The sequence below is a fragment of the Ferrimonas balearica genome, assembly GCF_019802085.1.
GTDB lineage: Bacteria > Pseudomonadota > Gammaproteobacteria > Enterobacterales > Shewanellaceae > Ferrimonas > Ferrimonas balearica_B.
Map to the genome: position 1 here is coordinate 818,304 of NZ_JAHVHV010000001.1, position 23,044 is coordinate 841,347.

General features: G+C 64.6%; 23 protein-coding genes. 9 read left to right on the forward strand and 14 right to left on the reverse strand.

Going from position 1 to position 23,044, the window contains the following annotated elements:
- Together KUV81_RS03730 and KUV81_RS03735 are read left to right on the forward strand one after the other, a co-directional pair.
- Window positions 1-696, forward strand: a complete 696-nt coding sequence (locus tag KUV81_RS03730; RefSeq protein ID WP_222542499.1) for an HAD family hydrolase — start codon at window positions 1-3, stop codon at window positions 694-696.
- Window positions 697-773: 77 nt separating this feature from the next.
- Window positions 774-2,240 (forward strand): FAD-dependent oxidoreductase, encoded by a 1,467-nt coding sequence (locus KUV81_RS03735; protein WP_222542500.1) that lies wholly within the window; start codon window positions 774-776, stop codon window positions 2,238-2,240.
- Here KUV81_RS03735 and KUV81_RS03740 read toward each other — a convergent pair.
- The 7 genes from KUV81_RS03740 to KUV81_RS03770 form a co-directional block, all read right to left on the reverse strand.
- A complete protein-coding gene (locus KUV81_RS03740; RefSeq protein ID WP_222542501.1) occupies window positions 2,237-2,641 on the reverse strand; it encodes a hypothetical protein in 405 nt (134 codons plus the stop codon). The genes KUV81_RS03735 and KUV81_RS03740 overlap by 4 nt on opposite strands.
- Before the next feature lie 124 nt (window positions 2,642-2,765).
- A complete protein-coding gene (locus tag KUV81_RS03745) occupies window positions 2,766-4,304 on the reverse strand; it encodes an arylsulfatase (protein ID WP_222542502.1) in 1,539 nt (512 codons plus the stop codon).
- 114 nt (window positions 4,305-4,418) lie between these two features.
- Window positions 4,419-5,879, reverse strand: coding sequence for a cardiolipin synthase (gene cls, locus KUV81_RS03750; RefSeq protein ID WP_222542503.1), 1,461 nt, complete (start codon window positions 5,877-5,879; stop codon window positions 4,419-4,421).
- A gap of 12 nt (window positions 5,880-5,891) precedes the next feature.
- Complete coding sequence (locus tag KUV81_RS03755) at window positions 5,892-6,779, reverse strand: endonuclease/exonuclease/phosphatase family protein (RefSeq protein WP_222542504.1); 888 nt, start codon at window positions 6,777-6,779, stop codon at window positions 5,892-5,894.
- A 43-nt stretch (window positions 6,780-6,822) separates the two neighbouring features.
- Window positions 6,823-7,806, reverse strand: a complete 984-nt coding sequence (locus tag KUV81_RS03760; protein ID WP_222542505.1) for a lyase — start codon at window positions 7,804-7,806, stop codon at window positions 6,823-6,825.
- A gap of 134 nt (window positions 7,807-7,940) precedes the next feature.
- Complete coding sequence (locus tag KUV81_RS03765) at window positions 7,941-8,438, reverse strand: hypothetical protein (protein ID WP_222542506.1); 498 nt, start codon at window positions 8,436-8,438, stop codon at window positions 7,941-7,943.
- Between the two features lie 22 nt (window positions 8,439-8,460).
- Complete coding sequence (locus KUV81_RS03770; protein ID WP_409995545.1) at window positions 8,461-9,261, reverse strand: cytochrome C; 801 nt, start codon at window positions 9,259-9,261, stop codon at window positions 8,461-8,463.
- A gap of 439 nt (window positions 9,262-9,700) precedes the next feature.
- Between KUV81_RS03770 and KUV81_RS03775 the strand changes: the two genes are divergently transcribed.
- Window positions 9,701-10,450 (forward strand): transcriptional regulator, encoded by a 750-nt coding sequence (locus tag KUV81_RS03775; RefSeq protein ID WP_222542508.1) that lies wholly within the window; start codon window positions 9,701-9,703, stop codon window positions 10,448-10,450.
- On the forward strand, window positions 10,443-10,994 hold the full coding sequence (locus KUV81_RS03780) for a hypothetical protein (RefSeq protein WP_222542509.1): 552 nt from the start codon (window positions 10,443-10,445) through the stop codon (window positions 10,992-10,994). Before KUV81_RS03775 ends, KUV81_RS03780 begins: the two co-directional genes overlap by 8 nt.
- Here KUV81_RS03780 and KUV81_RS03785 read toward each other — a convergent pair.
- From KUV81_RS03785 to KUV81_RS03800, 4 genes are all read right to left on the reverse strand, one after another.
- On the reverse strand, window positions 10,991-11,617 hold the full coding sequence (locus tag KUV81_RS03785) for a hypothetical protein (RefSeq protein WP_222542510.1): 627 nt from the start codon (window positions 11,615-11,617) through the stop codon (window positions 10,991-10,993). The genes KUV81_RS03780 and KUV81_RS03785 overlap by 4 nt on opposite strands.
- A 62-nt stretch (window positions 11,618-11,679) precedes the next feature.
- Window positions 11,680-12,957 carry a metal-dependent hydrolase family protein gene (locus KUV81_RS03790; protein ID WP_222542511.1) on the reverse strand — a complete coding sequence of 426 codons (1,278 nt, stop codon included), beginning with the start codon at window positions 12,955-12,957 and terminating at the stop codon, window positions 11,680-11,682.
- 58 nt (window positions 12,958-13,015) lie between these two features.
- Entirely contained in the window at window positions 13,016-15,076 is a 2,061-nt protein-coding gene (locus tag KUV81_RS03795) for a M13 family metallopeptidase (protein ID WP_222542512.1), read from the reverse strand.
- A 177-nt stretch (window positions 15,077-15,253) separates the two neighbouring features.
- Window positions 15,254-15,628, reverse strand: a complete 375-nt coding sequence (locus KUV81_RS03800) for a hypothetical protein (protein ID WP_222542513.1) — start codon at window positions 15,626-15,628, stop codon at window positions 15,254-15,256.
- Window positions 15,629-15,739: 111 nt separating this feature from the next.
- Between KUV81_RS03800 and KUV81_RS03805 the strand changes: the two genes are divergently transcribed.
- Window positions 15,740-16,123 (forward strand): VOC family protein, encoded by a 384-nt coding sequence (locus tag KUV81_RS03805; RefSeq protein ID WP_222542514.1) that lies wholly within the window; start codon window positions 15,740-15,742, stop codon window positions 16,121-16,123.
- Here KUV81_RS03805 and KUV81_RS03810 read toward each other — a convergent pair.
- Together KUV81_RS03810 and KUV81_RS03815 are read right to left on the reverse strand one after the other, a co-directional pair.
- Window positions 16,111-16,941: a hypothetical protein gene (locus KUV81_RS03810; RefSeq protein ID WP_222542515.1), complete on the reverse strand. Its 831-nt coding sequence runs from the start codon at window positions 16,939-16,941 to the stop codon at window positions 16,111-16,113. The genes KUV81_RS03805 and KUV81_RS03810 overlap by 13 nt on opposite strands.
- Window positions 16,942-16,975: 34 nt before the next feature.
- On the reverse strand, window positions 16,976-17,875 hold the full coding sequence (locus KUV81_RS03815; RefSeq protein WP_315900037.1) for a DMT family transporter: 900 nt from the start codon (window positions 17,873-17,875) through the stop codon (window positions 16,976-16,978).
- Between the two features lie 102 nt (window positions 17,876-17,977).
- Between KUV81_RS03815 and KUV81_RS03820 the strand changes: the two genes are divergently transcribed.
- Window positions 17,978-18,781: an AraC family transcriptional regulator gene (locus tag KUV81_RS03820; protein ID WP_222542516.1), complete on the forward strand. Its 804-nt coding sequence runs from the start codon at window positions 17,978-17,980 to the stop codon at window positions 18,779-18,781.
- Between the two features lie 33 nt (window positions 18,782-18,814).
- Entirely contained in the window at window positions 18,815-19,453 is a 639-nt protein-coding gene (gene pdxH / locus KUV81_RS03825) for a pyridoxamine 5'-phosphate oxidase (protein ID WP_222542517.1), read from the forward strand.
- Here the strand turns inward: pdxH and KUV81_RS03830 are convergent.
- Complete coding sequence (locus tag KUV81_RS03830; RefSeq protein ID WP_222542518.1) at window positions 19,450-19,902, reverse strand: GNAT family N-acetyltransferase; 453 nt, start codon at window positions 19,900-19,902, stop codon at window positions 19,450-19,452. The genes pdxH and KUV81_RS03830 overlap by 4 nt on opposite strands.
- 160 nt (window positions 19,903-20,062) lie before the next feature.
- Here KUV81_RS03830 and KUV81_RS03835 point away from each other — a divergent pair, with 160 nt between their 5' ends.
- Both KUV81_RS03835 and can read left to right on the forward strand, forming a co-directional pair.
- Entirely contained in the window at window positions 20,063-22,261 is a 2,199-nt protein-coding gene (locus KUV81_RS03835; protein ID WP_222542519.1) for a diguanylate cyclase, read from the forward strand.
- An 85-nt stretch (window positions 22,262-22,346) separates the two neighbouring features.
- Entirely contained in the window at window positions 22,347-23,000 is a 654-nt protein-coding gene (gene can, locus KUV81_RS03840; protein ID WP_222542520.1) for a carbonate dehydratase, read from the forward strand.
- Window positions 23,001-23,044: the final 44 nt, after the last annotated feature.

Here is a 23,044-nt window from a genome sequence, read left to right on the forward strand (position 1 = left end):
ATGAAAGAGACGGTCAAACTCATCGCCTTCGACGCCGACGACACCCTCTGGGTCAACGAACCCCACTACCGGGGGGCGGAGCAGGCTTACCTGGAGATCCTCGGCCGCTACGTGGACAGCGACGACCTGGCGGCGCGACTTTACCAGACCGAGGTGAAGAACCTGCGGATCTTCGGCTACGGCGCCAAGGGCTACATGCTGTCGATGATCGAAACCGCCCTGGAGCTGACCGATTACCGGGTCGAGGGGCGGGACATCGAGCGCATCATCCAGCTGGGCAAGGAGGTGCTCAGCTACCCCATCGAGATTTTGCCCGGGGTGGAGGAGACCCTCACCGCGCTGCAGGGCTGCTACCCGCTGATGGTGATCACCAAAGGCGATCTGCTGGACCAGGAGAGCAAGGTGGCCCGCAGCGGTCTGGCGGACTACTTCGGCCGCATCGAGGTGGTCTCCGAAAAGGACAGCGCCACCTACCAGCGGCTCTTTACCCAGATGGCCCACGCCCCCCAGGAAGTGCTGATGGTGGGCAACTCGTTGAAATCTGACATCCTGCCGGTACTGGAGCTGGGAGGGCACGCCTGCCACGTGGATCCGGGCTACGACAGCTGGGTCCATGAACAGGTCAGCGATGAGTGCCTGGCCGAGCACCGCTTCCACAGCTTTGACCACATCGCTAAGCTGTTGACCCTGGTCTAAATCCCCAAAGAAAAAGGGGATCCAATCGGCCCGCTTTGTCGTATCATCGGGCAGGTTTCCCAACACGCTGCCGTACCATGACGTTCGATTTTGACCTGCCCGACAACCTGGCCCAGTGCCAGCTGAGCCCCGCCCCCCAGACCCGGCCCCGTGTGGGGATCATCGGCGGTGGCGTGGCCGGCGCCACCGTGGCGCTGCGTCTGGCCCAGCAGGGGCACGTCGATGTGGTGCTGATGGAGAAGGGCCCCAGCCTGGTGAACGGGCCGCCCATGTGCCACCTGCACGCCGGTGGCAACCTCTACCGGGAGATCAGCGACGCCCAGTGCCTCAAGCTGCTTCAACAGTCCATCGATACCCTCAAGCTCTACCCCCACGTGGCCAATGTGCGTCCCACGGTGATCGCCGTGCCCACCCGGGACGGCGGGGATCCCCAGGCCCTGCTGCCCCGGCTCCAGCGGGTGCAGGCCGCCTACGCCGAGCTGGTGGCGGCGGACCCGGAGAACCGGGTGCTGGGGGACCCGGAGCACTACTACCGGCTGTTTGACCGCGACGCCATGATGGCGCTGCGCGATGCGCCGCTGCCGGAGCGCCCGGCAACGCCCGAACAGTGGATGATCCCCCTGGCCAAGACCCTGGATTTCGACCGGGTGCAGTGGCCCCTGGTGCTGGTGCAGGAGTACGGCCTCAGCCTGTTTCGCCTGGCCGCCAGCGCCGAGTTGGAGCTGGCCCGCCACCCCCAAGTGAGGGTGATGACCCACACCGCATTGACCGACGTGCGTCCCCAGGGCGCCGGCTGGGCGCTGCACTGCCGCCATCGGGGGGAGGAACAGGTGGTGGGGGTGGATTACCTGGTCAACGCCTGCGGCTACCGCACCGGCGAGCTGGACGACAAGTTGGGGGAGCCGCGCCAGCGCCTGGTGGAGTTCAAGGCCGCCTACCTCGCGTTCTGGCCCGAGGCCCAGGGCCATTGGCCGGAGGTGATCTTCCACGGCCAGCGGGGCACGCCCGAGGGGATGGCTCAGCTGACCCCCTACGGTCGGGGGCTGTTCCAACTGCACGGCATGACCGAGGGGATCACCCTGTTTCGCCAGGGGCTGGTGGCCAGCGGCGCGCGCAGTGCCCAACCAAAGCTCGACCCTCGCTTCGAGCGCAAGATCCAGTGGGGCTGGGAGCCGGAGGTGGTGCAGTCACGCAGTGAAAACGCCATCGCCCATCTGAGTCACTTCCTGCCCGGCTTCGCCTCCGCACGGCCCGGCGGGCCGCCGCTGTTTGGCGCCCAGCAGATCCCCGGTACGGATCCCAGCCTGCGAGCCGCCGACGTCTCCTTCGGCCGTCACCGCTACGCCCGCACCGAGATCGTCAAAGCCTCCTCGGCGCTGACCGCCGCCAACGCCATCGTTGACGCCCTGGCCCGGGAGGGGTGGGCCGCCGGGCCGGACGAGCGACCTCAGCCGCCCCTGAGCCGCCAGGCGGTGGTGCAGAAGGCGGTGGCCCTGGCCCAGGCCCGCAACTACCCCGACGCCCTGGCCATCCCCACCGGCTAAGACGCCGCTTTGTTCAGCCAGGTCAGCTCGGCGCACTGGTGCTGCCGGGCGCTTTGCGCGGTCTGTGGCAGGCTGTCCGCCACGCCCATCAGGTAGGCCTTGGCAAAGATCAGCGCAAAGAAGGGGCGCTGGCTGCCGTCGTCCATGGGGGTAAGGTGGCGATTCAGCCGCAGGTTGAGGGCCAGGTTGTCGATTCGCTCCCCACGATTCATCGCCAGTTTGGCGCAGATCACCATCTGCTGGACCGCCGGATCCTCGATCAGTCGGTCGGCCAGGGGCACGAACCCCATGGTGGCGCTGCCGCCTCGGGCGATGATGAGCTGTTGATTCAGGGCGACGCCGAGCACGGCGCCGATAAGCAGGCCAAGGAGCAGGCCCAGTGCCAGGGAGCGTTTTTGCATCACTATGGGTTCGAGTGGGTTTGCCCCTTGGAGTCGGGCCAAGGCAAAAGGTTCGCCGGCTTATGGCGAACCGTGAGCCTTGTCCCATGGGTTGGGGCCGGGCGCAACGCCCGGCCCATCAGGGTCAGTGGGCGCCGCCGGTTTGCATCATCTCCATCACCTTGTCCAGGGAGAAGCTGGCGGCCTTTTGCCTCGGCGGGTACTCCTTGAAGGTGCCGAGAAACTGCCCGACGTAGGTCTGGGCGGGCACCAGCAGGTAGGCCCGGTCGATCATCCAGTCGTAGTAGGTGTTGGAGGTGATCAGTGCCTGCTCGTAAGGGTCCCGACGCAGGTTCAGGATCAGCGGCACCCGCAGGGGCACAAAGGGCTCCATCCAGACCCGGAAGGTGCCCGGGCTCTTCTGCTCCATAAAGATGATCTTCCAGTCCTGGTAACGCAGGGCGGTGAGATCGCCGTCATCGGAGAAGTAGAACACCTCGTTGCGGGGGCTGGGGATGGTCTGGGGATCCTTGAGGTGCGCGCTCAAGTCGTAGCCATCCAGGTGGATCTTGTACTCCCGGTTCAGGGCACCGGAGCGGTAGCCGTCCAGCAGATCCTGTTTGATGTCCGATTTGCCCGCCGCGGCGGCGAAGGTGGGCAGCCAGTCCATGTGGTGCACCACGGCGTTGCTGATGCTGCCCTCGGGGATCACCCCGGGCCAGCGCACCACCGCGGGCACTCGCCAGCCGCCCTCCCAGTTGGTGTTCTTCTCCCCGCGGAAGGGGTTGGAGCCGGCGTCGGGCCAGGTGTTCTTGTGGGGGCCGTTGTCGGTGGAGTAGAAGACGATGGTGCTGTCGGCGATCTCCAACTCATCCAGCAGGTTAAGGAACATCCCCACCTGGCGATCGTGCTCCACCATGCCGTCGGAGTATTCGTCCTGGCCGGAGATCCCCCGGTGATCCGCCTTCACGTGGGTGCGAAAGTGCATCCGGGTGGCGTTCCACCAGACAAACCAGGGGGTGCCCGCGGCGGTCTGCTCACGGATAAAGGCCATGGCGGCGTCGGCGGTCTCCTGGTCCACGGTCTCCATCCGCTTGGCGGTCAGGGGCCCGGTGTCCTCGATGGTGCCACCGGCTTGGCTGCGCAGCACCCCACGGGGGCCGAACTTCTCGCGAAACGCCGGATCCTGGGGGTAGTCCTCGTTCTCCGGCTCCTCCTCGGCGTTGAGGTGATAGAGGTTGCCGAAGAAGACGTCGAAGCCGTGGTTGGTGGGCAGGTGCTCGTCCCGGTCACCCAGATGGTTCTTGCCGAACTGGCCGGTGGCGTAACCCTGATCCTTGAGCACCACGGCGATGGTGGGGTCTTCCACCATCATCCCCTCCTTGGCACCGGGCAGGCCCACCTTGGACAGGCCGGTGCGAAACACGCTCTGGCCGGTGATAAAGGAGGAGCGGCCGGCGGTGCAGCTTTGCTCGGCGTAGTAGTCGGTGAAGATGAGCCCCTCGTCGGCGATGCGATCGATGTTGGGGGTGTGGTAGCCCATCATGCCCATGCTGTAGGCGCTGACATTGGACTGGCCGATGTCATCGCCCCAGAGCACGAGGATGTTGGGTTTTTCGGCGGCGTGAAGGGGGAAGAGCAGGGCGCTGAGGCCCAGCAACAGGAACGGGCGCAACCGGTGCATGGGAGGGTCTCCTGGCAGCAACAACGGGTGGGCAAGGCGTTGGAACAACTTCGTCTTGCCACGACCCACAACGGGCTACCACCAGTGTAGACACTTCACCGGCGCGCGACGGGCTCAGAGGAGTGGGGCGAACATGTAGAAGAACTGCTCCACCAGCTTGTGCCGCACCGGGCGGTCCTGCCACTGCTCCAGTTTCAATGGGTAGGATTGCGCCAGGTAGTGGTCATTGAGCGCCTTGAGATCGGCACAGAGGGCCTCGTCGTCCAGCGCCAGGGTGATCTCGCCGTTGAGCTTCAGGCTGCGGATGTCCAGGTTTACCGTGCCCAGCAGGCAGTGATCGTCGTCGATCAGCAGCGACTTGGTGTGCAACAGGCCGCCCTGGAAGCGGTGGATCTCCACTCCGGCGCGCAGCAGCTCGGTAAAGAAGGAGCGGCTGGCCCACTCCACCATCACCGAATCGTTCTTGTCCGGCACGATAAGCTGCACCCGCACGCCACGGTGGGCGGCGGTCTTGAGCGCCTCCATCAGCTGTTCGCTGGGCACAAAGTAGGGGGAGCAGAGGGTCAGGCTGGTCTTGGCGTGGTAGATGGAGAGCAGCAACACCTGCTGGATGACGTTGTAGGGCAGCCCCGGGCCCGAGGGGATCACCTGCAGGGTGTCCTTGCCGTGGGGGTCGTGGGCCAGGGTGCAGAAGCGGGGCACCGGCGGCAGGTGGCGCTCGCCGGTCTCCACCTCCCAGTCCCAGGCCTGGATGGAGCGCATCAAAGAGACCGCCGGTCCGGTGATCCTCAGCATGATGTCCACCCACTCGCCCACACCGGCGTCCTTCTTGAACACCCGGCTGTCCGCCAGGTTCATGGAGCCGGTATAGCCGATGGCGTTGTCGATCACCACGATCTTGCGATGCTGACGCAGGTCCAGGCGGCGGAAGAACATCCGCAGTGGGCTGACCGCCAGAGCCTCCACCACCTCGACGCCGGCCTCCTCCAGTCGACGCCGCCAGCGGCTGTTGAAGAAGCTGCGGCTGCCGGCGGCGTCCAGCAGCAGCTGGACGTGCACATTGCGCTCCCGGGCGCGGATCAGGGCCTCGGCCACGTCGTCCGCCCGGCCGCCGGGGCTCCAGATGTAAAACTCCAGCGCCACCTGGGTTTTGGCCTGGTCGATGTCGCGGATAAGGTGCTCGAAGATGGCATCGCCGTTGTCCAGCAGCGTCAGGTCGTTGCCCACCAGGGAGGGGATCCCGGTGCGGTTGAGACTCAAGGCGTGGATGGGGCGGGCGTGCTGGCCCATCTGGGGGACGGATTCCCGGTGCTGACGGGCCACTTCGCCAAACCACTGGGCGTAAGACTCGAACATCGCCTCGGCGCGGCTGGAGCGCTTCTTACCCAGGTTGAGCTCGCCAAACAGCAGGTAACAGGCCACGCCGAACAGGGGAATGATGTAGATCAGCAGCAGCCAGGCGAGGGAGACGCCAAAGGGGCGGCGGCGCAGGGCGATGCGCAACGACACGGCCACCACCAGCAGCCAGTAGCCGATGAAGGCCAGCCAGGTGGCCGCCTGATAGAGGTTATCCATCTAAGAGCTTGGTCACTCAACGGTTTCTATGGAAGTGTCGCTAAGCTTACGCGCATTTTCCCCCACCGCATAGTCTCTGGTCCGATCAGGTGCGCGATATTCAAACGCCACCATCATCGGCTGATGATCCGAGCTTTGGGTGTCGTGAAACACCTGGGCGGAGTCGCGGATCACCCCAAGGTCGGCGCTGTGGAAGATGTGGTCCAGAGGGCTGCCCAGAAAGCGGGTGCGCAGGTCGTCATCGAAGGTCACCGGGACCAGGCCCAGTCGCCCGGTGGCTTTCCCCAGCATCGCCAGGCGGGCGTCGCTCCAGGTGTTGAAATCGCCGGAGAGGATCATCGGCCCCTGGTGGCGGGCCAGCTGCCGCTCCAGGGCACTCACCTGGCGGGCGAACTCCGAGGTGGTGACGAAGTTGATGGCGTGGATGTTGGCCACCAGCAGCTCGGCGCCGGAGGGGGCCAGGGTGTAGCGGGTGAGCAGCACCACCTTGGGGGTGTTGCTCACCGGCTCGGTGACCTCGGAGAGCAGGGCCACCTTGGCACTGGGCTCGGCGGTGGCGGCGGTCATCACCCCGGACCACTGGCCGTCGCTCATCACCAGGTTGGGGGCAAAGACATAGCCGTGCTCACTGGTGAGGTGGGGCAGGGTGACCGAGGGCAGGTTGGTCTCCTGCAGGGTGATGATGTGGGGCTGGTGCCGGTTGAGCAGGCCGCCGAACTCGTGCTGCCACTGGGCGGTGTCCAGCTGCTTGTAGATGTTCCAGTTGAGCAGCCGAATGGACTCCTCCGGCAGGGTCTGGACCTGCGGTGAGCTGCGGCTGAGGGTCAGGGCCTGCTCCGGTGCCATGGGGCACCCCACCAGGGTGCCCATCAGGGCGAGCAGGGCCAAGGTTCGGGACAACGACATCCGCCGATTGTACGCCGGACGAGAGCAAAAATCCCAACTAACGGGCGTCGGGGCGGCCGCGGGCCAGGTAGCCGGTGTCGACACCGAACCAGAAGCTGCCGGATTTTTCGTCGTACATCATGTGCCTGACGGTGCCACCACTGGGCACTGCCGTCTCACTGATGTAGGCCCGATTGCGGGTGTCGAAGCCGACGATGCGGTTGGGCCGCACCCCGGTCTGGGCGATCCAGATCACCCCGTCGTTATCCAGCGCGGTGCCGTAGGGCTGGCTCTGGGGGCCGGCGGGCAGGGGGTAGGCGTCGAAGGCCTGGGTCTTGGGCTGGTAGAGGCCCAGCTCGCCACCGACGTAATCCACGTACCAGATCCCGCCGTCTGCGGTGATCTCCAGTCGCCGGGGCCTGGCCTCGGGGCGGGGCAGGGTGACTTCACTGAGCGCCAGGGTCTCGGGATGGACCAGCGCCAGCTTGTTGCTGCCCAGCAGCACCGCTACTACTGTGCCGTCCGGGGCCACCTTGATGCCGTAGGGGCGGGCATCGTCGGTGGGGATGCTGGCCAGGGCAACCTCGCCGCTGGCCGGGTCCAGCCGGCCGATGGCGTTGCTCCACTGGGCGGTGAACCAGATGTGGCCGTCCGGGTGGAACACCAGAGTGTGGGGATCGCTGACCCCCTCGGGCATGGGAAAGCGGGTGACCTCGCCGCTCTGGCCGTCGATGCGGCCGATAAGGGCGTTTTTGTTGCCGGCATACCAGACGCTGCCGTCATCGTCGACGATGAGGTTGTGGGGGTGGGTGCCCTCGTCGATGGCCACCTGGGTGAACTGGCGGCTGGCGGGGTCAAAGCGGGCCAGGTAGTTGCCGGATTGGCCGCAGAACCACACCTGGCCATCCGGGGCCACGTAGGGATCGCGGGGGCGGCCGCCCCAGCTGACGGGCCATTCGGTAATGGTGAGCTTGCTGGCCAGTTGCGCCGCGTCCGCCACGGGGAGCATCAGGGCACAGGTGAGGAGAATCAGGGTGCGCATGGTCTGTCCTTTGCCGGGTGTGATCAGGTCCTAAGTGAAGACGATACAACGATTTTTACCAGGCATTGAACAAAAAAAGGCCAGAGCCCTTGGAGGAAAGGCTCCGGCAAAGCTTGCAGCGAATGGAGGGACGGTTACTCAATCAACTCCGGATCGTTGGCGGCGTTGGCGCCCATGACCATCAGGGCCGCCTTGTAGTCCTCCACCTCGGGACGCCAGCTGAGGCCATTGGCCAGCAGCTCGTATTGCCCGGTGTCCACTTCGGTCAGTACGGCATCGCAGTGACCGGCGGGGTCGGTGCAATCCAGATCCTGGGCTTCATGCCAGCTCAGACCGTACTTGGTGGAGGTTGGCCCCGGGGCGGGATACCCCATGAAGAGCACCTGGAACTGATTCGCTCCGGTGACCGGGAGCGCGTCATCCCCGGTCAGCGTAAAGCTGATCGCGCCACTGGGGCCATTAAAATCGGTGATCTCCAGAGACAGGGTGGTGGTCTCATCGATGCCGATGCTCTCCTCCACCGGTGGCTCAGGCGGCTCCGGAGTCACAGGGTCATTGTCGTTGTCGCTGCCACAGCCACTGAGCAGGAGCCCCATTGCGGCTAGCAGCATCATGCTTTTGATATTTCTCATGATCCGCTCCTTATTGGCTTGCTTAGTGACCGCCGTGGCAGGTGTCACACTCCATGTTGCTCATGACGCTCGGGCCAAAGCTGTCGGACTTGCTGTGGCAGGTCTTGCAGCTGCCGACGCTGTCGGTCATGTCACCGATGCCGGTCAGGTCTTCCCCGTCCATGGCCTTGTTCAGAATCACGACGATCTGGTAGGCGATGGAAGCGGACAGCTCGGAGCAGCGCTCGCCCTTGTCGGCGGCGGTTTTGCCGTTGAGGCGGGCCCAGTTGGTGATGGAGGAGTGGCACAGTACGCTGCCGGCGACGGAGGGTTGACCCACCTTGGCCTTGAGCTCGTCGGTGTTGGCGCCGATGGCGTCGAGGAAGGCGTCGTCACGCAGCGGCAGGGTTTCCTGCTCGTAGTAGCGCAGCACCCGGGTCAGGTAGCCGTTGGCGGGGTTGCCGTTGATGGAGAGCAGGTTAAACAGCATGCCGGTGGCGTTGACGTTACCGCACACGGAACCTTCACCGAGGATCCCGGCGTAACCATAATGGGCCATGGCGGTGGGGATCTGGGCGAACTTGGCGGCGTCCGGGGAGTCGGACTGGGCCAGGCTGGAGATCAGGCCGTGGAACACCTGGTACATGCAACCGTTACCCGCTTTGTAGGCGGCCAGTGCGACGGCGTAGGGGTCGAGTTTGGTGTAGGCCAGGCGGTCGCCAACGGCGAGGGTCCAACCCTCTTCGGTGGCGGTCGCGGCCAATACGGGGTTGGCCAGCAGCACGGAACCGGCGGCGGCGCCGGAGATGCCGATGATCTGGGTTAGGGCTTGTCTTCTGTCCATGGTCATAGTGGTCACCTTTTCAGTCGTTCTTGGTCAATCGCGGTGTCGTCCGCTTGGTTTCCAGTGTTGGCCAGGGCCCCCTTGGGGGAAGTGAGGGGGATCACAGTAATCGGGGGGTGGGGAAGGGGCGAAAAATCCCCCAGTTAAGATATGGCTAATGTAGTGTTCTCTGCAGTATTGCCGAGTCTTTGTATTGCTATTTGCGAAAATCTGGTGGATTCGGGGGAAATAATCGCAATTACTGGTGATTATTTGTCGCCATTACCAAAAAACGGGTTTGATCCAGGACAAGTTATAGGTCGTTAACCGCCCGGTGGCGCGGTTGTGGGTTTGGGTTTGCGGGAATGTGATGGGCGTTGGGGAAATTCTGTGGCAACTTTTTACACTGAAACTATCCCCAACAGACCGTCGACCAAGACGGCAACACAAGGCGCCAAGGATGCGTTTAGGACAGGTCATCTTCCATCGCCAGCACGCCGAGCTGGAACACAGCAACAGCGGGGAACGCTGGCATCTGCCCCGGGCCGAACTGCTGGTGCTGACCCAGCTGCTGGACCACCCGGGCATCGTGATGAGCAAACAGCGCCTGCGCTGTGGCGGCGAGACCGAGCCGGTGATGAGTGACTCGGCGGTGGTCAAAGCGGTGTTCACCCTGAGAAACTTTATGGGGGACAAAGACTCCCCCCTGATTCAGACGGTGCCCGGCAAGGGCTACCGTCTGGCCCTGCCCAGCGAACCGCCGCCGGATACCCCGACTGCGGACTTTGTCCGTCCCGCCCCCTGGTGGGCGGTGGCCCTGCTGCTGGTGATGGTCCTGGTGGCCGCCCTGGCCTGGTGGTGGCCGGTGCCCAAGGGGATCACCCCAATCCCGCCCCACCAGGATCCCATTCAGCTGGAGGACCGGGCGGGGCAGCCCATCCAGATCATCCGGGTCAGCGCCACCGACATGGACCTGGTGATGATCAACGCCATCCGTGACCGCCTGGCGCTCCAGCTGAGCCAGTGCAACCGCACCCCCTGGCAGCGCCTGTTCCTGGCCCGCTCCAACGACGGCCAGGTGCTGAACCTCACCTTCCAGGGGGAGCGCAACGGCCAGGCGATGCTGCGCAACATCAAGATCAGCGATTTTCGTTCCCGTCCTCAGTTTCTCTCTGAGGCCTGGCTGGAGGAGGTAAGCCTCTGTGACTGACCGACGCCTCAATCGCCCCTGGCCGGGGGTGCTGCTTCTGCTGCTGGGCCTGCTGCTGCCGCCTTTGGTGGGTGCCTGGAGCTGGCCCGATGACGAGCCCGGGCGCACCGGACTGGTGCTCTCCTGCCGCAACGAGCTGGTGGAGCACCAACTGGTGGGCCCCCAGCGGGATAACTTCTACATGATCGCGGACTTTCTGCTGCAGGGAGAGCGGGCCAGCATCAACTACCGCTACTTCCAGGCCGATGGCGTGCCCGTGGGCACCATCAGCATGCGCGGCTCGGTACTCAGTGCCGATCACCAGGAGAACGTCTACGCCCTGAGCCTGAGTGAGAGCCGGGTGGTGGTGGAGGATGAGCGCCGGGAGCTGCCCCAGCACATGGCGCACCTCAAATCCTTCAGCCAGCGTAACCTGGCGGAGAAGGGGGTGCACAACCTGACCCTGCGCCTGTTGCACCGGGACGCGGAGCACGACTATGCGATTGTCTTCTTCCTACCCAGCACCGCGGTGTGCGGCTGCAGCCTTATCGACAACGGCGCCTAGGCCCGCGTTGACCTCCCGCCTGACCGGGCCAGCAGCGCCTGGCGGGCGCACTGCAGCTGGTAGCCGAACCAGCTGCAGATCCCGATGAACTTGGCGCCGTCCTCCCACAGGTGGTGCCAGCTCAGCCAGGTCTTGGGCAGGCGGTCGACGCCGATGGAGAGGGCAAAGAGCGCCATGGCCGCCACCAGCAGGCCGTACTCGCTCTGGCGAATGCGCCCCCGGTTAAAGTAGAGATAGCCCAGCCCCAGCAAGCCGTAGACCACCAACATCCGCTTCTCCCCCATCCCCAATGCCGGGTAGAGCTTCTCGTGCAGCATAAAGAGATCGTCCAGCAGCAACAGCCCGGAGAGCAGGCCACCGGTAAGGAAGAAGCGGGCCTCACTCGCATCGCTTTCCCGCAGCACCGAATAGGCCAGCAGGGCCACGGCGGTGGCGAAGGCCCAGAGAATGGCACCGAGATTTGAGAGCAGGCCGTAGAGGTGGTAGCCGCGGGTGACCGCCAAGGGGTCGCGGCTGAAGTGGCTGAAGGGCTGGTCCAGGTAGAGGCTCAAGGCCACGGTGGCCATCAGCACCGCCAGGGCGGGCAGGTAGAGCCACAGCAGGTTGCGGGATAAGGTGGTCATAGTTGGCCCCAAGATCAAACCCTTAGGGCCAAAGTGTAGTGCACCGGCGGAGCCGGTGCCGGTCAGAGCGCCTTGACCACCTGGCCGTCCTTCATCACGAAGCGGACGTCGGTCATCAGGGCGATCTCCTCCAGCGGATTGCCCTCCACCGCCACCAGATCCGCCAGCTTGCCGGCCTCCACCGAGCCGAGCTCATCGTCGATGCGCAGCAGCTGTGCGGCGCTCAGCGTGGCGGACTGGATCGCCGCCATCGGCGGCATCCCCGCTTCCACCATGTAGACGAACTCCCGGCCGTTGAGGCCATGGGGAAACACCCCGGCGTCGGTGCCAAAGGCGATCTTGACTCCGGCGGCGTAGGCCGTGGCGAAGGTTTTCTGGATCTGGGGGCCCACCGCCATCGCCTTGGGGCGGACGATGGCCGGGTACTGATCCACGTGGTCCGCCACCCAGCGTCCGGCGCTGATGGTGGGCACGTACCAGGTGCCGTGGCGCTTCATCAGCTGGATCACCTCGTCGTCCATGTAGGTGCCGTGCTCCACCGAATGCACCCCGGCGGCCACCGCCCGCTTCATCCCCTCGGCGCCGTGGGCGTGCACCGCCACCACGTAGTTGTAGTCCTTGGCGGCGGCCATGATCGCCTCAAGCTCATCGGTCATGAACTGGGGGTTGTCGCCGCTTTTGGCCAGGCTGAGCACGCCCCCGGTGACGGTCAGCTTGATGACGTCGCTGCCCTCCTTGTAGCGCTGGCGGATGGCGTCCCGGGCCTGGTGAGGGCCACTGATCACCCCTTCACCCGGACCGGGTTTGCCTCGCAGCGCGGCGTAGGAGCGGTTGAGACCGTTGGTGGGATCGCCGTGGCCACCGGTGGTGGCGATGGACTTGCCGGCGGCGTAGATCCGCGGACCCTGGATGTGGCCGGCGTTGATGGCGTCCCGCAGGTGAATAGCCACATCGCCACCGAGGTTGCGCACCGTGGTGAAGCCGGCCATCAGGGTGGCGTTGGTGTACTGGGTGGCCTGCAGGGCGAAATCCGTGGGGTCTTTGAAAAAGCCCTCGGAGTAGCTTTTGCCGTCCACCACCTTGTCCACGTGGGTGTGCATGTCCATCAGGCCGGGCATCAGGGTGTGGTGGGTGAGATCCAGGTAGCTCTGGCCCTCAGCGGGGGCCTGGTAACCGGCGTTCACCGACAGGATGCGGTTGTCCTCCACCACCACGGTGACCCGCTCCCGGGCGGTGTCGCTGACGCCGTCGATAAGGCGGGCGGCGTGGATCACCGTCTGCTCGGCGCTGGCGGCGCCGCTGAGCAGCAGGCCCATAAGCAGCATTAGGGGTTTGTTCATTGCACTTTCCTCCATAAAAACGCCCCCACGAGGGGGGCGTTGTCCTTGATGGGGTTGATCACCAGATCTTGACCCGGTCCTCCGGCGCGATGTACATGGCGTCGGTGGGCTGCACGTTGTAGGTCTCGTAGAACTCCGGCATGTTGGCCAGCGGGCCGTTGGCGCGGAATTGAGACGGGGAGTGGGGATCGGTGGCCACCCGGTTGCGCAGGGCTTCCTCTTTGTACTTGGCGCGCCAAATTTGGGTGAAGCCGATAAAGAAGCGCTCGTCGCTGGACAGGCCGTCGATCACCGGGCCCGCTTTGCCGTCCAGGGCCATCTGGTAGGCGCGGTAGGCGATGGTGGCGCCGGACAGGTCACCGATGTTCTCACCCAGGGTCAGCTTGCCGTTGACGTTGAGATCGTCGAACACCTGGTAGGCGGCGTACTGTTTGACCAGCTTGCTGCCGCGCTCCTGGAACGCCTTGAGATCGGACTCGGTCCACCAGTTTGTCAGGTTGCCGTCGCCATCGTAGCGGGCGCCCTGGTCGTCGAAACCGTGGCCCATCTCGTGGCCGATCACCGCGCCGATGCCGCCGTAGTTGACCGCGTCTTCCGCTTCCATGTTAAAGAAGGGGGGCTGCAGGATGGCCGCCGGGAACACAATCTCGTTCATGGTGGGGTTGTAGTAGGCGTTCACCGTCTGCGGGGTCATGTGCCACTCCCACTTCTGGATGGGGCCGTTCAGCTTGGCCACGTCCTGCTGGTGCTTCCAGGTGGCGGCGCGCATGGAGTTGCCCACCAGATCATCGGCTTTGACCTGCAAAGTGGAGTAGTCCTGCCAGCGGTCCGGGTAGCCGATTTTCGGGGTGAAAGCGGCCAGCTTCTCCTTGGCCTTGACCTTGGTTTCCGGGCTCATCCACTCCAGATCGTCGATGCTCTCGCCGTAGGCGCGGCGCAGGTTCTCCACCAGCTCGCTCATGCGGGCCTTGGCTTCCGGGGTGAAGTGACGCTTGACGTACACCTTGCCCACCACTTCGCCCAGATCACCGTTGACCTTGTCCACACCGCGTTTCCAGCGGGCCTTCTGCTCCTCCTGGCCGTTCAGCTGACGGGCGAAGAAGTCGAAGTTCTCGGCGTCCAGATCGGCGCTGAGTTGACCGGCGTAGTGGGTCAGGATCTGCCAGGTCAGGTAGGTCTTCCAGTCTTCCAGGGAGGTGGCCTTGAACACCTCGTTGAAGCCTTCGACGTAGCTGGGCTGGTTGATGATGATGTCGCCCTGGTCCGCCACACCCAGGGTCTCCAGGTAGCGGGTCCAGTTGAAGCCGTCCGCCAGCTCGGAAAGGTCGGCCACGGCATACTTGTTGTAACGGGCTTCGCTGTCGCGGCTCTGGACGCGGGTCCAGTGGTGCTCGGCCATGGCGGTTTCGATGGCCATCACCGCCTTGGCGCTGGCCTCGGGGTTGTCCAGGCCGGCCAGCTCAAACATGGTCTGGATGTGGGCCACAAAGCCGTCGCGAATCTTGGCGAAACGCTCCGCTTCGTTGAAGTAGTAGTCGCGGTCCGGCAGGGAGAGGCCGTACTGCCAGATGTGGGTGGCGTAGCGGCTGGAGTCCTTGGCGTCGACGTTGACGTAGAAGGCGAAGGGGGTGCCGCCGCCGATCACCTGGCTGTGGGCGAAGTAGGCGGCCACGTCGTCCTTGCTGTCGATGGCGGCGATGGCATCGAACTCCGCCTTGAGGGGGGTGACGCCGCGCTGTTCGATGGTGTCGGTGTCCATCATGGAGCGGTAGAGATCCGCCACTTTCTGCTCGTCGCTGCCGGCCTCGAGGCCCTCGGTGGCGGCCAGCTCTTCGATGATCGCTTTCACATCGGACTGGGCCTTCTCACGCAGGTCGTAAAAGGCGCCGGTGGTGGTGCGGTCGGAGGGGATCTCGGCGCTCTTCAACCAGGTGCCGTTCACGTAACCGTAGAAGTCGTCCTGGGGACGGATGCTGCTATCGAAGTTCTGCAGCTCGATGCCGGAGCCCAGGGCTTGCTGGACCGCTTCGGCGGTGGGGGTCTGGGCGGTGTCGGTCTGGCTGCAGGCGGCCAGCACCAGTGCGGAGGCGCACAGACCGCCAAAAATCAACTTTTTCATCCACGTATCCTTATGGAGATGGGGCAATTGTGACTGTTGGATACTAACCAGCGGGCCGGGAAGGGTCAAAGGGGGAGGGCAAACAAGGTGTAAACGGATTTGTCACACTGTGATCACGGGCATTCTGGCCCCCATTTCGCCGGTAGGAGAAACGGAGGCCATTGACCAGACAGGGTTTTATTGAGGCTTGGGTTTTTTGTGGCCCTGATGGCACATCAGATCGCCGGCGGGGTTTTCCATGCACTGACCTGTCATCTCATTGCCCCCCTGACCGGAGATAAGGCACTGGTCGCCGGCTTTCTTCTCGGCGCAGGCGGCGGTCAGCTGTTTGGCGGCTTTCTCCCGTCCTTTGCCCTCGGGGTGGCAGAACAGGGTGTCATTGGCCTGCTGGCAGACCCCGGTGATCTCGTCACCGTTTTGCCGGGTGAACTGGCAGGCGTCCCCCGCGGCCTTGTCGTTGCAAGGCAGGATCATCTCCGGGGGCATCTTGTGGTGGGCGGCAAAAGCGGTGCTGGCCAGCAGCGGCAGCGTCAGTAAAAGCCAACGTTTCATGGGCATACTCCTTGGCAAGGGGGTGTCCCAAGCCTAGCTGAGTGGCGCGCGGTTCGCCCAAAGTGGCGACTACACTTGCCAGGGCATCGACCCGGACACAGGAGAACCGCAATGGAGAAACCGCAACTTGGCCAGGTGCTTTGGCAGGATCTGACGGTGCAGGACGCCGAGGGGATCGCCCGTTTCTACCAGCAGGTGGTGGGCTGGACCCCCAAGCCCGTGCCCATGGGCGAGTACGAGGATTTTGGCATGATGAGCGGTGAGACCATGACCGCCGGTGTCTGCCACGCCCGGGGGGCCAACGCGGCCTTGCCGCCCCAGTGGCTGCTCTACGTGGCGGTGGCGGACCTGGAGGCGAGCCTGGCGCATTGCGAGGCACTGGGGGGGGAACGGGTGGCCGGCCCCAATGCCATGGGGGCCGATCACTTCGCGGTGATCCGGGACCCGGCCGGGGCGGTGCTGGCCCTCTACCAGAGCGGCGCTCAGAACTCGTAGATCAGCATCGCCGCCGGGCCCTGGTAGTTGAAGTTGACGTCGATGTTGCTGAACCGGCGCTCCTCGTCCACCTGGATGTCGTAATCCTGCCAGGCCACCCCCAGTGCGAACTGCGGCGTGAAGTAGTAGCTGGCCTGCAGACGCAGGTCCATCAGGCGACCGTCGTAACTGTCGAAGGAGACGCTCAGGTACTGGACATTGGCGGCGATCAGCAGCCGATCCAGCGCCTGCCAGGCGAAGGTCAGGCCGAAGTTGGGCAGCGGGGCGGTGACCTTGCCGAAGGCCTCGGCGCTGGTGATCTCGCTGACCCCGTCCGGGGTAACCAGCTCCAACTCCCCCTCCAGGCGGGCGTCGATGTCCATCAGGTGCACCCCCAGGGTGCCCAGCAGGGCGTAGCGCTCGCTGCTGAGCAGGGTGTAGCCATAGAAAAACTGGTAGATGTCGATGTTGAGGGTGGAGCTGACAAAGGCACCGCTGTTGACCCGATAGGTCTCACCGTCCCAGGTGAAGTCGAAGCTTTTCTCGCTTTCGTGGGACCGGGCGTCCCGATGCAAGGTCAGGTAGTTGAGCCCCACCATGTGGCGTTCGTTGTTGAAGCGGTAGGTCAGCTCGAAAAAGGGGCTGAACTTGGAATCTTCCAGGGCGAGATCGCTTTCGAAATCGATGCGGGTGGGATCCCCAATCCCGGTGATCACGGCGCCGAAACTGGAGTCGACGTCGGCCCAGAAACCGCCGGCCTTCAGGCCCCAACCGGCGTCGTAGGGACGGGCGCTAAGGGTGGTACAGACACACCACAGCGCCAGCGCAATCCATCGCATAAACACACCATGTTAACCAGGCCATAACAATAGATTAGGCGGGTTCCGGGGTGCGCGTCCAGATCGGTTTCTTGAGCTTCTGGGCCAGCATCACGCCCCCTAGGGTCAGGCCGCCGCCCAGCAGGTGATAACCGTGTACCGCTTCCCCCAGCAAGGGGATGGCGGTGGCGGTGGTGAGCAGCGGCACCAGGTTCATAAAGTTGGCGTTGCGGCTGGCCCCCAGCTTGGCGATCCCCTGCATCCAGCAGTAGGGGGCCAGCAGCGAGGCGGCGATGCCGGCGTAGAGCACCAGGGGCAGGGCCTGACCGGAGATCGCCATGGAGGGGCTTAGCAGCACCGCCGGCAGCAGCCAGATCAGACCGATGAGGATCTGCACGTAGAGGGATTGCCAGATGGTCAACGGCAGCACCCACTTTTTGATCAGCACGCCGTACAGGGCGTAGGCGGTGGCCCCGGCCAGCAGCATGGCGTCCCCGATGTTGATGCCGGCGTGGAGGATCTGCATCGGTTGGCCCTGGCCCAGCAAAATGGCCAGACCCACAAAGGAGAGGCCGCCGCCCAGCAGGGCGCCCACTGTGGGGGTGTCTTTGAGGATCAGCAGACTCAGCAGCAGGGTGATGAGCGGCACCAGGGCGCCAATCAGCCCCATATTGGTGGCGGTGGTGGTGGCTGCCGCCACGTAGGCCAGGCTTTGGAAGGCCACGATCCCCAACGCCGCCAGCAGGGTCAAGCGCCCCAGGTTCTGGCCGATCACCCGACGGGCCCGCCAGATGGAGGGCAACAGGAAAGGGGTCAGCACCAGGGCGGCCAGGGCCCAGCGATAGAAGGCGATGGCCGCAGGGGCGATCACCTCCACCGACATTTTGCCCACCAGATTGTTGCCGGCCCAAAACAGGACAGCCGCCAGGGGGTAGAGAAAGGCTTTCCGATCCACGCAACCACTCCGCGATACCAGGGTAAGAACGCGCGCATTGTATAGTGACTTTTTTGCGTGATATAACGAGAATCGGACATCCTGCAACGGCCCCCGGACAACGTGACAAAACTGCATCATTACGACCTGCCGCTGGACCCCTCCGACGGGACGATTTACATCCACTCCGAGGAGATCGCACCGGAGACCACCTTCCTGCCCCACAGCCACCCCTGGGGCCAGCTCAATATGGTGGACGCCGGGGTGGTGGAGCTGTCGGTGGCCGGCGAGTTGTTCCTCTCGCCACCCCAGTACGCCATCTGGATCCCGCCGGATGTGGAGCACAGCAGCTACAGCCGTCAGCGGGTGGCCTACCGGGCGGTGTACATCAACCAGGAGTGGGCCCGGCAGCTGCCGGACGCCCCCTGCATGCTGATGGTCTCCCCGCTGATCCGCGCCATCATGGCGGACTTTGCCGGCCGTGGCCTGGTCCACCCCAAGGGTCCGGCGGACCGGCGCCTGGCCCGGGTGCTGGTGGACCAACTGGCCCTGGCCGAGCCGCTGGCCGCCTACCTGCCCACCAGCGACGATCCCATGCTGTTGCCCATACTGGAGGCGCTGCAGGCGGAGCCGGCCAACAACGACACCCTGGCCCAGTGGGCCAGGCGACGCCACACCACCGAGCGGACCCTGGCCCGGCGCTTCCAGCGGGAGCTGCGGATGAGCTTCAGCGACTGGCGCTCCCGACTGCGCTTTCTCGAGGCCTTGGGAATGATCAAAAAAGGGTTATCGGTCAAAGAGGTGGCCTTGGAGTTGGGGTACAGTTCCTCTTCGGCCTTCATTACGCTCTTTCGTCGCCATGCCGGCACCTCGCCGGATCAGTACCGCAAGGTCCGGGTGCTGAAAGAGGGACGGGGAGTGGAGTAGAATGGCTTTAGCCGTAACTGCAAGGAGAACCCGGTGAGCGACCTGAGCGACATCCGACGCGAATACCTCAAAGGCGGCCTGCGCCGTAAAGACCTGCCCAGTGATCCCCTGGAGCTGTTTGAACGCTGGCTGGAGCAGGCCAAGATCGCCCAGGTCCTGGATCCCACGGCCATGAGCCTGGCCACGGTGGACGAGCGCGGCCAACCCTTCCAGCGGGTGGTGCTGCTTAAGCAGTACGATCAGAAGGGTTTTGTGTTCTACACCAACCTGGGCAGCCGCAAGTCCCAGCACATCGCCCACAACCCCAAGGTCAGCCTGCTCTTCCCCTGGCAGAGCCTGGAGCGTCAGATCCACATCACCGGCACCGCCGAGAAGCTCAGCGCCACCGAGGCGCTCAAGTACTTCGTCAGCCGTCCCCGGGACAGCCAGCTGGGGGCCTGGGTTTCCCAGCAAAGCGCCCCCATCTCCGCCCGTGGCGTGCTCGAGTCGAAGTTTCTGGAGCTCAAGCAGAAGTTTGCCAAGGGTGAAGTGCCCCTGCCGGATTTCTGGGGGGGGTACCGGGTGAAAGCGGACAGCCTGGAGTTCTGGCAGGGCGGGGCCAAGCGGCTGCATGACCGCTTCCTCTACACCCTGGAGGAGGAGCGCTGGTCGGTGGAGCGTCTGGCCCCTTAAGGCGCCAGACGTCGACGCAGCAGGGTGGGGCGGTCGAGCACCAGCTCCACCAACTCCCCCTCGGGCGCTTGGCGGGGACGCCACCCCAGGTGCTGGTAGAACCCCAGGGCCGGGACGCCACTGGCGGTGGTCAGTCGAATCTGACGCGCGCCCTGGCTGAACAGGTGGTGACAGCCGATCTGCAGCAGTCGCCGCCCCAGTCCCTGGCCCTGCCAGGCGGGATTGACGTAGAGCGCCCACACCGCCTGGTCCACCAGGCTGACGATGACAAACCCCGCCTCCTGATGGCCGGCCATCGCCAGCCAGCCCCGTCCCCGACGCTCGAGATACTGGGCATAGAGGGTGTCCGGCAGATCCCGCGGACCCGGATCCTCGGCCTCCGGCACACTGTGCCGAATCGATTGCAGGGTTGCGATGTCACTGAGTCGGGCGCGACGAAACCGATGCATGGGCCACCTCCCTCGGGGTTTGACCAAGGTCTAGTCGCTGATGGCCCAATGCGCAAGCCGCATCCGGCGGCGAAATGAACGCCGTTCTTGTTGTTAATCATCCGTTTAGGGGTATAGTGTACCCAAACAGTAGGGTATAGATTTCGGACATGGAGCGCTGATGGGTAGTCTGGGATTGGGCTTCAGCCGGCTGACCGCCAAGCGGTTTCTCGCCGCCACCTTGCTGGGTGCCCTGGGCTTCGTCATCAACTGCTACCCCCTTCCGCTGTTCTCCAACGTCGAGCTGGTGCTCGGCAACGCCACCATATTGCTGTGCGCCAGTCGCCTGGGAACCCGCCACACCCTCTGGTGCGCCTTTCTGACCCTCTCCGGCCTGGCGCTGACCTGGGGCCAGACCTACGTCTACCTCACCTATGGCCTGGAGGCCCTGGTGGTCTGCCAGCTGCGTCGGCGCGGCTGGTACCTGCTTTATGCCGACTTCTTCTACTGGTGCCTGCTGGGAATGCCCCTGACGGCCCTGCTGATCCTGCAGTTTTTCGACCTGCCCCACGACTACCAGTTCTTCACCGTCATCAAGCAGGGCTTCAACGGCCTGCTCTACACCGCGGTGGCCTCGCTCATCAGCCTGCTGCTGCCCAACGGCTGGTTCCGCCCCATCCGCCAACAACCCAATGTGCTGCGCACCTTCCGGGAGAAGCTGGTGCACGGGGTGCTGGTGATGCTGAGTCTGGTGTTCATGCTGTCGATGCTGGTGGCCAGCCGCAACATGGTGGCCACCCAGCAGCAGCTGGTGGCCACCAACCTGGTGGAGCGCAGCGCACACCTGACCCACGAGCTGCGCCGCCACTTCGAGGTGCACCAGAGGGGCGTGGTGTTGGCCAGTCGCTGGTTCGCCCAGGGGGTGCCCAAGGATCACTGGCAGGCCAAGCTGGAGCAGCTGCACCAGCAGTACCCGGGTTTTCTCACCATGCTGGTGACCGACGCCTCCGGCACCATCACCCAGGCCAGTCCCGGTGATCTCATCCGTCGGGTGCCGCCCTTCAGTGTCGCCGAGCGGGCCTACTTCAAGGTGGCCATGACCGAGCGCCGACCCTATGTGTCGGAGCTGCTCCAGGGCAAGGGCTTTGGCAGCGATCCCATCGTCGCCTTGAGCGCCCCCATCCTCGGGGCCGATGGCGAGCCCCAGGGCATTGTCGAGGGTTCGCTGGATCTGACCCAGATCGGCGGCCACGAAGAGCAGACCCACTGGGGGGATGTGAATACCGTGCTGGTGGACGCCCGGGGGCGGGTGGTGTTTGCCAGTCGGGCCCTGGGTCTGACGCCCCTGACCCACTTCGATTATCAGTCGGTGCGGGAGGTCAAACCGAACCAGCTGGCCCTGCTGAACCTGCACAGCACCAACGTTTCGGTGGGAGAGTACTTCTACCATCGCAACGACTTGGACAACGGTTGGCGGCTCTACGTACTGCTGCCCTACCGGCCCCTGGCGGAGCGCCTGGAGGCCTACTACCTCATCGGCATCGGTCTGCTGGTGCTGGGGATGCTGGTGTCGATGATGCTGGCCCGCCACATCAGTCGCTACCTGACCGCACCACTGGAATCCCTGGTGCGTCACCTGGCGGTACGTCAGGAGTCGGAAGATCCCCTGGGGCGTCTGCCCCGGTTGCCCCGGGGCTCGGCGCGGGAGATCAAGACCCTGTACGAGGAGCTGGAAGCCAACCGCATTGCCCTTCGCGAGTACCAGGACTCCCTGGAGGCTTTGGTGGCCACCCGCACCGCCCAGCTGGAGGCCGCCAACCGCAAGCTGGCCCAGCTGGCCCATCGGGATGGCCTGACCGGTGCCTACAACCGCCGCTATTTCGATCAGCACTTCGAGGTGGCCCGTCAGCACTGCGTGCGCAGCGGCGGCCAGCTGGCCTTGGCGCTCATCGACATCGACCACTTCAAAGCGGTGAACGACACCCACGGCCACCTGGTGGGGGACGATTGCCTTAAATCTCTGGTGGACCTAATCCAGGGCCATTTCAGCCGCAAGCTGGACCTGCTGGCCCGCTACGGCGGGGAGGAGTTTGTCCTGCTGCTGCCCCAGTGTGCGCCGGACAAGGTGATCCGCCGCCTGGAATCCCTGCGCTCGCTGGTGGAGGCGACCCCCATGAGCGAAAGCGCCGACGGCGAGCCGCTGTACATCACCATCAGCATCGGGGTGATGGTCGATCACGCGGATTTCAGCCAGCATCAGCCGGACTGGGTGATGGCCGCCGATGCCGAGCTCTACCGGGCCAAGCAGGGCGGACGGAACCAGGTTCGGGTGGCGGGGGCGATCCCCCAGCAGCCCCTCGATGCCCCCCAAGCTGGCTAGCCTTTGACCGCTTGTCCGCTGTTTCGACCACTGTGCCGGTCGGATGGGTTTACACTAGGCCGGTTTGAATCAGTTTGAGAGACCGATGGCGAATTTACAGCACTTGTTTGACCGCAATCAGGCGTGGGCGAAGCAGATCGAAGCGGACCACCCGGAGTTTTTCACCCAGCTGGCGCATCAGCAGTCCCCGGAGTACCTCTGGATTGGCTGTTCCGACAGTCGGGTGCCCGCCAACCAGATCATCGATATGGCCCCGGGGGAGATCTTCGTGCACCGCAACATCGCCAATGTGGTGGTGCATTCGGATCTCAACGCCCTGTCGGTGATCCAGTTTGCCGTCGAGGTGCTCAAGGTGAAGCACATCATGGTGGTGGGCCACTACGGCTGTGGCGGCGTCAAGGCGGCGCTGGAGGATAGCCGGCTGGGGCTGGTGAGCAACTGGCTGCGCCACGTGCGGGACGTCTACGAGAGCCACCGGGACCAGGTGGACCCCCTGAGCCCCGAGCAGCAGCACAGCCGCCTGTGCGAACTGAACGTCATCGCCCAGGTGATCAACACCTGTCAGACCACCATCGTCAAGGACGCCTGGGCCCGTCAGCAGCCCTTGACGGTGCACGGCTGGATCTACGACGTGGCCGACGGCCTGCTCAATGATCTGGGGGTCTCGGTCTCCAACAGCGACGAGCTGGTGCCCAAGAGCCAGGCGGCAGTACTGGCCCTGGCCAAGCAGGCAGGCTAACCCCTTTCTCATCGCCGGAGCAGCGAGGTACCGGCCCAACGGAG

Bases quoted from the DNA above. Each gene is read 5' to 3' on its own strand.
- KUV81_RS03730 (WP_222542499.1), top strand. From the start codon at position 1: ATGAAAGAGACGGTCAAACTCATCGCCTTCGACGCCGACGACACCCTC.
- KUV81_RS03735 (WP_222542500.1), top strand. From the start codon at position 774: ATGACGTTCGATTTTGACCTGCCCGACAACCTGGCCCAGTGCCAGCTG.
- KUV81_RS03740 (WP_222542501.1), bottom strand. From the start codon at position 2,641: ATGCAAAAACGCTCCCTGGCACTGGGCCTGCTCCTTGGCCTGCTTATC.
- KUV81_RS03745 (WP_222542502.1), bottom strand. From the start codon at position 4,304: ATGCACCGGTTGCGCCCGTTCCTGTTGCTGGGCCTCAGCGCCCTGCTC.
- cls (WP_222542503.1), bottom strand. From the start codon at position 5,879: ATGGATAACCTCTATCAGGCGGCCACCTGGCTGGCCTTCATCGGCTAC.
- KUV81_RS03760 (WP_222542505.1), bottom strand. From the start codon at position 7,806: ATGCGCACCCTGATTCTCCTCACCTGTGCCCTGATGCTCCCCGTGGCG.
- KUV81_RS03765 (WP_222542506.1), bottom strand. From the start codon at position 8,438: ATGAGAAATATCAAAAGCATGATGCTGCTAGCCGCAATGGGGCTCCTG.
- KUV81_RS03770 (WP_409995545.1), bottom strand. From the start codon at position 9,261: ATGGACAGAAGACAAGCCCTAACCCAGATCATCGGCATCTCCGGCGCC.
- KUV81_RS03775 (WP_222542508.1), top strand. From the start codon at position 9,701: ATGCGTTTAGGACAGGTCATCTTCCATCGCCAGCACGCCGAGCTGGAA.
- KUV81_RS03785 (WP_222542510.1), bottom strand. From the start codon at position 11,617: ATGACCACCTTATCCCGCAACCTGCTGTGGCTCTACCTGCCCGCCCTG.
- KUV81_RS03790 (WP_222542511.1), bottom strand. From the start codon at position 12,957: ATGAACAAACCCCTAATGCTGCTTATGGGCCTGCTGCTCAGCGGCGCC.
- KUV81_RS03795 (WP_222542512.1), bottom strand. From the start codon at position 15,076: ATGAAAAAGTTGATTTTTGGCGGTCTGTGCGCCTCCGCACTGGTGCTG.
- KUV81_RS03800 (WP_222542513.1), bottom strand. From the start codon at position 15,628: ATGAAACGTTGGCTTTTACTGACGCTGCCGCTGCTGGCCAGCACCGCT.
- KUV81_RS03805 (WP_222542514.1), top strand. From the start codon at position 15,740: ATGGAGAAACCGCAACTTGGCCAGGTGCTTTGGCAGGATCTGACGGTG.
- KUV81_RS03810 (WP_222542515.1), bottom strand. From the start codon at position 16,941: ATGCGATGGATTGCGCTGGCGCTGTGGTGTGTCTGTACCACCCTTAGC.
- KUV81_RS03830 (WP_222542518.1), bottom strand. From the start codon at position 19,902: ATGCATCGGTTTCGTCGCGCCCGACTCAGTGACATCGCAACCCTGCAA.
- KUV81_RS03835 (WP_222542519.1), top strand. From the start codon at position 20,063: ATGGGTAGTCTGGGATTGGGCTTCAGCCGGCTGACCGCCAAGCGGTTT.
- can (WP_222542520.1), top strand. From the start codon at position 22,347: ATGGCGAATTTACAGCACTTGTTTGACCGCAATCAGGCGTGGGCGAAG.